The 6,867-nt window shown below is 73.9% G+C and carries 3 protein-coding genes; 1 reads left to right on the top strand and 2 read right to left on the bottom strand.

The window, feature by feature from the left end:
* Positions 1-8 precede the first annotated feature (8 nt).
* Positions 9-3,248 carry a GH92 family glycosyl hydrolase gene (locus tag MTP10_RS10520; RefSeq protein ID WP_310708870.1) on the bottom strand — a complete coding sequence of 1,080 codons (3,240 nt, stop codon included), beginning with the start codon at positions 3,246-3,248 and terminating at the stop codon, positions 9-11.
* A gap of 282 nt (positions 3,249-3,530) precedes the next feature.
* Between MTP10_RS10520 and MTP10_RS10525 the strand changes: the two genes are divergently transcribed.
* Positions 3,531-3,773 (top strand): DUF5988 family protein, encoded by a 243-nt coding sequence (locus MTP10_RS10525; protein WP_310708871.1) that lies wholly within the window; start codon positions 3,531-3,533, stop codon positions 3,771-3,773.
* Positions 3,774-3,819: 46 nt separating this feature from the next.
* Here the strand turns inward: MTP10_RS10525 and MTP10_RS10530 are convergent, their stop codons facing one another.
* Positions 3,820-6,696, bottom strand: coding sequence for a LuxR C-terminal-related transcriptional regulator (locus MTP10_RS10530; RefSeq protein WP_310708872.1), 2,877 nt, complete (start codon positions 6,694-6,696; stop codon positions 3,820-3,822).
* Positions 6,697-6,867 lie beyond the last annotated feature (171 nt).

Here is a 6,867-nt window from a genome sequence, read left to right on the forward strand (position 1 = left end):
CGGGCAGGCTAGGCGAACGCCCAGGCGAACAGGTGGATCTCCCCGTCCTCGGGGGTGGAGAACCTCACGCTCTTCACCGTCTTGGCCGGGTCCAGCGCGATCGGCTGCGCCGCGAAGACGTGCGCGCCGATCGGCTGCAGTGCCCACGACCCCCAGAACAGCCGGTACGGCGCGCTGGCCACGATCTCGTTGCCGAACGCGGGCTGCTCTCCGCCGAAGTCGAGGATCCACTCGCTGAAGCCGAGTTTCCCGGTGCCGGTCGAGCCGTCGGTGTAGGTGACGGTCACGTCCGACTCGGGCCAGCCGTTGACCCCGGCCCCGAGGAAGGCGAGCTTGGTGGCCCCGGCGGGCGCGGCCATCTCGATGGGCTGGGTGCCGGGCCGCAGGTTGTCCCACTGGCCGGGCTTGCGGCTCGGCCAGGTGAACGTGAAGCCCTTCCAGGCGAACGTGCCGCCCGGCTTGAGCCCGGCGTCGGCCAGGGACTGCGCCGGGTAGCTGAAGCCGGGACCGTCGATGTTGGCCTCGTCGGGCACGGCGGCGTCGCCGATGCCGGAGTTGTTGTGGTACCAGGCGATTGTGCCGCGTTTGGCCACGTTGAGCCGGGTGCTCGCGGTCACTCCGCTGCTGCTGCTCCCCGCCGGGTTGTCCACACTGATGGGCACGGTCGCGAGGTCCGGCGCGGTGCCCGCGGCCACCGAGATCCGCACCTTGACGGCGGCCATGCCGCCGGCCGGCACGCTCAGGGTCCCGCTCGCCGGTGACACGGTGATGCCCGCCGGCGGCTTGGCCTGCCACGTCACGGTGGCCGCCGCGCCGAGCGACTGCACCGACAGCTCCGCGTCGACCGCGCCGCCGGGCTCGACGGGCGTGGCGCCGGGGGTGAGGCCGGCGACGAACGCCTTGGAGCCCTGGCCGAACGAGGGCGGGGCGTTGCGCGGGTCGGCCCCGAACGTCAGGTTCGGCGACGAGCCGAGCGTGAAGTCGAGCCGCCCGCCCCTGGTCGCGAACGACTCCGGCAGCCACGCCTTACCGGTCGCCACGCCGTTCACCCGCAGCGTCTGGATGTAGCGGTTGGCCGGGGAAGGCGCGCTGACCACGATGTCGCCCGCCGGCCGGGTGACCGTGACCTTGTCGAACAGCGGTGTGCTGACCAGCAGCTCGGCCCGGCCGGGGATGGCCGGGAACAGGCCCATGGCCGACCACACGTACCACGCGCCCATGGTGCCGAGGTCGTCGTTGCCGACGAGCCCGTCCGCGCCGGAGGTGAACAGCTCCTGCTGCACCCGGCGCACCACGTCCTGCGTCTTGTACGGCTGCCCCGCCCACGCGTACAGCCACGGCGACGGCAGCGCGATCTCGTTGCCCAGGTACGCGTACGCCTCGGCCGGGCCCGCGTTGAGCTTCTTGAAGTAGCCGTCGAGCCGCGGGATGACCTTGCTCAGGCCGCCCATCGCGGTGAACAGGCCCTGCGGGTTGTGCGGCACCATCCAGTGGTACTGGGCGCCGTTGCCCTCCATGTAGACGTCGGGCGCGGCCGGGTCGAACGGCGCGGTGAACGACCCCTCACCCATGCGCGGCTGGATCCAGCCGTTGCCCGGGTTGTAGAGGTTCTGCCACGACTGGGCGCGCTTCATGAACTCCGTGGCCGTCGCCTGGTCGCCGAGCCGGGTGGCGAGCTGCGCGATCCCGAAGTCGGCCACGGCGTACTCCAGCGTGGACGACGGGTCGGAGGGGACGAAGCCCTTGGCCATGTAGTCGGCGTTGCCGGGACGCTCGTCGTACTGGGCCTCCGGGTGGCCGATGTCCTTCGGACCGACGCGCCGGGCGGCGGCGGCCATCGCCTTCAGCGCCGCCGCCGAGTCGAAGCCGCGCGCCCCGAAGGCGTACATCGTGGACAGGATGGAGTGGTACGGGTCGCCGACCATGACCCCGGTGACGGCCGTCTGGTGCGACCAGCGGTCCCAGACGTTGCCCAGGGCCTGGGCGTTGTCGTACATCGACTGGGCGATGTCGGCGGCCACGTCCGGCACGAGGAGCGCAAGGAGCTGCACCTCGGTCCGGTAGATGTCCCAGCCGGAGAACGTCGCGTACTGGTGGTGCCCCGCGCGCACGGTCCTCGGCTTGCCGTCGAAGCCGGTGTAGGTGCCGTCCACGTCCTCGAAGACGTACGGCTGGAGCAGCGTGTGGTACAGGTTGCTGTAGAAGGTGCGGCGCTGGTCCTCGGTGCCGCCGGCGACCCGGATCTGGCCGAGGCGCTGGTCCCAGGCGGCGGTGGCCTCCTGGCGCACCTGTTCGAGGGCCTTGTCGCCGATCTCCTTGTCCAGGTTGTTCCGCGCGCCGTCGATGCTCACGTACGACAGGCCGACGCGCATCTGCACCGGCTTGGCGGGGTCGAACTCCAGGTACGCCCCGGAGCCGGGCCCGTTGACGGTGACGTCGGTGCCGGTGACCAGGTCGGCCCGGACGCGGGCCTTGGAGGCGTCGTTGGAGATGGTCTGCGTCCCCGGCCGCACCTCGTCGTTCTTCCACGTGCCGTAGCCGGTGAACGGCTGGTCGAACGTGGCGTGGAAGTACACCTTGTACCGGAGGGGCGGGCCGCAGAAGCCGCCGGTCTTCACCCAGCCCTCGACCGTGTTCTGGCCGATGCGGGTCTCGCCGTCGTCGATGCCGTTGACGGAGCCGCTGGTGTTGAGCAGCAGCGTGGCGGGCTTGCCCTGCGGGAAGGCGAAGCGGGCGACGCCGGCGCGGGCGCTGACCGAGATCTCCGTGGAGACGCCGGTGTCCAGCGTGCTGCTGTAGTAGCCGGGCGCGGCCTTCTCGTTCTCGTGCTTGAACGTCTGGACGTAGTCCATGCCGTGGGTGGCGGGCGAGCGGGCGATCTTCCCGGAGAACGGCATGACGGGGAAGTCCTGGGCGCCGTTGCAGCCGGGCCCGGAGATGTGCGTCAGGGAGAAGCCGCGCAGCCGGTTGTCCTCGTACTGGTAGCCGCCTCCGGCGTCCTCGACCGTGTCGGGACTCCACTGCATCATGCCGAACGGGAGAACGGCGCCGGGGAACGTCATGCCGCCGCCCCCGCCGTGGCCGAAGTCGGTGGCCGCCTCCTTCGTGCCGTGGAAGACGTTGACCAGCTCGGTCGGGCTGACGTCGACGCCCACCTCGGCGGCGGCGGTCACGGGGGGCGGGGCTCCGGGCGGCAGGGCCAGGGCTGCCAGCAGGACGGTGACGGTAGGTAAGGACCATGGGGACATGGCGGGCCTCCAGAAGGCGGTTTGCAGCATCGAAACGCCGATCACCGCAGACGGTCAACGAGCAGAAACGGCGGGCAGAGCCTGCCACCGGCGATGGCCGTCCGCGGCTCGAATAGGGGTTGGCGCGCCCCCGGGGTCGTTGGCACATTCGCAGGAAGCCCCTGTGTCGCACCCCGGCCGGAGGAGATCCCGCGATGACCGTCCCGCCCAGGCGCCGCCCCGCGCGCCGCGGGCGCCACTCCGACATCCCGCTGTGAACACTGCCGTCCACCAGGAGGCACCATGTCCCATCTCGCCCCGTCCCAGCCAGCTGTCCAGCAACAGGTCACCGCCGTGCTCGTGGGCGGCCCCGACCACCTGCCGGGGGACCGGCGCGTCCAGCGGGTCAGCGCCGGGACCGACACGCTCAAGCTGCCGCACGGCGCCGGGTACGAGCACTTCCGGCACCACGGCGAGAGCACCACGGTCGACGGCGCGGACGCCCTCGTCTTCCAGTGGGTCATGCACACGGCCATCGCGGAGTGACCCGCCGCCTCCCCGGCCCCTTCGGGGGGTCGGGGGTTCGGCCGGGTCAGGCCTGGCGGCTCATCAGGTCGGCGGGCAGCTCGGTCCGGCGGGTGACGTTGAGCTTGCGGTAGATGCGGGTCAGGTGCTGCTCCACCGTGCTGACCGTGATGAACAACTTGCCGGAGATCTCCCGGTTGGAGTAACCGTCGGCGGCCAGCGCCGCGACGCGCCGCTCGGCGTCGCTGAGCACGGGCCGCACGCCGCCCGGCTCCGCCTCGCCGTCCTCGTCCTCGCCCGGCGCGAGGTCCGGGTCCAGGACCGTGATCCGGCACTCGTCGGCCAGGGCGCGCGCCCGCCGTCCCACCATCCACGCGCGCCGGAACTCGCCCATCGCCCGGTACGCCTCCGTGAGCTCGCCGAGCGTCCTGGCCAGCTCGTACCGGTCACCGCTCGACTGGAGCAGCTCGGCCGACTGGCGCAGCATCATGACGCGGTGGCGCGGCTCGCCGACGGCGGCCAGCAGCCGCAACCCCGCCCCGTGGACGCGAGCGGAGCGGCGGTCGCAGCGGGCGAGCTGGTCCTCCACGAGCACCCGCGCCTCCTCCGGCTCCTCCAGCCGGATCAGCGCCTCGGCCACGTCCAGCCGCCACGCGATGAACCCCGGCGCGTCCAGCCCCCACGCCCGCATGAGCTCGCCGCACAGCCGCAGGTCGCGCAGCGCCTGCCGGGGCTGGCCGGCCATCAGGTGGAAGCGGCCCCTGCCGTACAGGTAGTGCAGGCCGAACCGGGTCTCCAGCATCGCCTCCGGCACCGGTCGGTCCGCCTGGGGCAGGAACTCCTCGAACCGGCCCATGGCCGCGCCCGCCAGGAGCAGGCTGCCGATCGGGCCGCCGACGGCCACGCCCCAGCTCCCCGGCGGGATGATCTCCAGGGCGCGCCGCGCGTCGTCCACCGCGCCCGTGAGGTCGCCCCGCCGCAGGTGGATCTCCGCGCGGATCGCGGACAGCCGTGCCTGCCGGCTCGGGGCGTGGCGCGAGGCGGCCTCGGCGATGAACGCGTCGCACCACGGCGCCGCCCGGTCCGCCCGGCCCGTGTAGGTGAGGGTGAGCAGCGCGCTCTCGACGGTGTCCATGGACATCTCGTCCAGACGGCAGCCGCGCAGCACCCGCTCGGCCGTGGCGGCCGGCTCGTCGGGGCACTCGTCGGCCAGCGCGCGGGCCAGCGCCCCCGCCGACTCCAGGCGGCGGCCGACGCTGAGCGAGTGCGCCGCGCCGCTGGCCTGCTCGTCGCTGAGCTTGGGCAGGTGCGGCAGGAACGACGGGTAGCTGCTGCGGAACCAGGCGCGCGCGGCCGCCAGCTCGGCCACGGTCTCGCGGTCCGGCTCCGCCAGCTCGCCGAGGCGGGCGAGCACGTCCTTGGCGTCGGTGTCGTGGCCGTGCCACAGCAGCGCCTTGGCCAGCACCACGGCGTCGCCGCCGCCCAGGTGGCCGTTGCGCAGCGCGGTGGTCAGCTCGGCGAGGTGGCCGGCGGGGGTGCTCGGGTTGATGCGCCACTTGGCGCGTACCAGCGTGGTGGTGATCCGGGCGCGCCGCCGCTCGTCGGCGCACGCCTGCCAGGCCAGCTTGAGGTACTCGATCGCGGGCTCCACGTCGCCGTCGCGCAGCGCCTGCTCGGCGGCCTCCTCCAGGACGGGCAGCGCCCACGGGTGAGCGGCGTGGCCGCCCCGGATGAGGTGGTCGGCCACGGCCGCCACGGGAGCGCCGTCGTGGTAGGCCAGCTCGGCGGCGCGGCGGTGCAGGAGGGCGCGCTCGGCGCCGTCCAGCCCGGCCAGCACCGCCGCCCTGGCGGCCTCGTGCCGGAACCGGCCGCCGCTGAGCAGCCCGGCGCCGGTCAGCGCCTGCTCCGCCCGCGCCGCGTCCGCCTCGCCCGCCTGCCGGTCCGGCTGACCCCCGTACAGCCGGTCCGTCTCCGCACGTGCGGTCGTGTCTCCACGTGCGGTCGCGTCTCCACGTTCGGCCGTCTCCCCATCCGCGGTCGTCCCCGCGCGACCGGTCGTGTCGCCGGCGTCGGCGCGGCTGAGGAGACGGGCCGCGGCGGCGGTGGTCCCCGCCACCGCCAGCGCGCGGGCCATGAGCAGGGCCTCCGGGCCGGCGCGGTGCAGGCAGGCGACGACGGCCTCGCCGTACCTGTCGCCCGGGGCGCCGGTGTCCTGGAGGTCCTCCAGCGCGGCGTCCACGAGCAGCCGGTTGCCCCCGCTCACCTCGTGGCAGCGCGCCGCGAACCGGGCCGCCGCCTCCTCGCCCGCCAGCCGCGCCACCCGCTCGGCGACGCCCTGCTCCGTCAGGTGGCCGAGCCGCACCTGCCGGCAGTGCGGCTGCCGGAGGACCTCGGTGTGCAGGAGGTTCGGGAGGCGGGCCTGATGTCCGGGCGTGCCGAACACCAGCATGATGCGCGCGTACTTCACCCGCCGCGCCAGGTACGACAGGCAGAGCTGGGAGGCGCGGTCGGCGTGGTGCATGTCGTCCACCGCGATGACGAGCGGGCAGCGCTCCGACAGCTCCAGCAGCACCGTGCAGAGCGCGTCCACGATCTGCACGTCCACGTGCTCGATGGAGTCGGCGCGCGGGTCGCTGGAGATGTGCGCGCGGGCGCCCTCCTGCAGCAGGCGCAGCGTGGTGGCGCGGTGCTCCTCGGTCATCGGCGCGTTGTGGAGGAGCTGCGACAGCACGCCCAGGGGCAGGTCGCGCTCGGCCAGCGAGCCCATGGCGCTCAGCGGCAGCGCGCCGTGCTCGAACGCGTCGTCGGCGAAGCCGTACAGCAGCCGGCTCTTGCCGGTGGCGATGGCGCCCGTGACCAGGGCGATCCGGCCGCGGCCGGCCACCGCCTCCTCCAGGAGCCCGTGCAGCAGGGCCATGGCCTGCCGTTCGTCGTCCACGGCCATGATGGCCCTCCTCGGTGTCGTCGGTGGTGGGGCTCGCGGCCGGTCAGTGGCCGGCCGGTTCCAGCGGGCGCCGCCGGGTGGGGCGGCCCTGGGCGGCGCCGCACGCGGGGGCGGCGGCCGTCCGGTCCGCGAAGGCGCCGTCCGGGAAGGCGCCGCCGCCGGTGAGCCGGC

This window comes from Nonomuraea sp. 3-1Str, from assembly GCF_031570565.1.
Taxonomy (GTDB): Bacteria; Actinomycetota; Actinomycetes; order Streptosporangiales; family Streptosporangiaceae; genus Nonomuraea.